The organism is Geomonas sp., assembly GCF_056994735.1.
In genome coordinates this window covers 1-1,250 of sequence record NZ_JBXKJL010000076.1, presented here as the reverse complement: position 1 = coordinate 1,250, position 1,250 = coordinate 1, and the positions used below count along the sequence as shown (strand labels likewise).

The window sequence follows — 1,250 nt, the reverse complement described above, 5'->3', positions numbered from 1 at the left end:
ATGTTCCCTCTGCCGGGGATGATGATAGCAGTTTTGGCCCCATTTGCTGGGTTGTTTTCCACCCCAGTCTGGAAGCATGCCCACGTGTTGGTGGTCGGTACTATCCTCTGCCAAGGTCCCCGCACGGTCGCAGCGGTGCTGCGGGTGATGGGGTTGGGACAGGAACCGCGGTTTGAACGTTATCATCGGGTGTCCTGATTAGCAAGATTCTTCAGCCGACCCCAGGCAAACCCCGTTATTTTCGGTGAGAAGGCGCATACTGGTCGCCTATCCACCAAGGAGGATCAGGTTATGGCGATGAATCGCCTCCACTTCCAACCAGGACTGTCGCTGCCCGAGTGTCTCAAGCAGTTTGGCGCCGAGGCGCAATGCGAGGCGGCGCTGGAAAAGGAGCGCTGGCCGCAAGGCTTCCGTTGCCCGCGCTGCGGCCAGGCGGAGCATTGCGTGCTCCGCGTCAGAGTCCGCAAGACCTGCCAATGCCAGCAATGCCGGTGGCAGACATCCCTCATCGCGGGCACCCTGTGCCAAGGCACTCACTTGGCGCTGGCAGTCTGGTTCCTGGCGATCTACCTGGTTAGCCAAGCCAAGACCGGTTTGTCCGCCCTGGCCCTGAAACGGCAGTTAGGCGTCAGCTACCCCACGGCTTGGCTGATTCAGCAGAAGCTGATGCAGGCCATGACCGAACGCGACGCCCAGTACCCGCTGAGTGGCCAAGTCCAAGTGGACGATAGTTATCTCGGCGGCGAATTGGCCGGCAGCAAAGCCGGGCGTGGCTCCGAGAACAAGACGCCTTTTGTCACGGCGGTCTCGCTCAACGCCGAGGGGCATCCGGTGTACGCCAAAATGGCACCGGTTCCCGGCTTTACGCGCAAGGCCATGGCCGACTGGGCCAAGGCCGACCTCAGCCCCGGTTGCGTTGTGGTTTCCGACGGCTTGGCTTGTTTTGCCGGGGTGACCGACGCCCGCTGCCAACACCAGCCTATCGTCGGCGGCGCGCGCAAACCCAAGGACTTACCAGCATTCAGTTGGGTCAATACGGTCTTGGGCAACCTCAAGACCAGCTTTGGTGGCGCTTACCATGCGGTCGACTTCGCCAAGTACGGCACACGCTACCTGGCCGCGTTCGCCTCCCGTTTCAACCGACGCTTCCATCTGGAGACGATCCCCTTGCGCCTCCTCGCTGCCGCCGTCGCCATCGGGCCGCGTCCAGAGCCTTGGCTCCGTCTGGCTGAAGAATCTTGCTAATCAGG

Annotated in this window: 2 protein-coding genes; both read left to right on the top strand. The window is 61.8% G+C overall.

Annotation, left to right across the window (positions count from 1 at the left end; genetic code table 11):
- Positions 1-198, top strand: a 198-nt coding sequence (locus AC11W3_RS03550; RefSeq protein ID WP_484092494.1) for a hypothetical protein, incomplete at its 5' end; no start/stop codon positions are given.
- A gap of 93 nt (positions 199-291) precedes the next feature.
- On the top strand, positions 292-1,245 hold the full coding sequence (locus tag AC11W3_RS03545) for an IS1595 family transposase (protein WP_484092493.1): 954 nt from the start codon (positions 292-294) through the stop codon (positions 1,243-1,245).
- Positions 1,246-1,250: the final 5 nt, after the last annotated feature.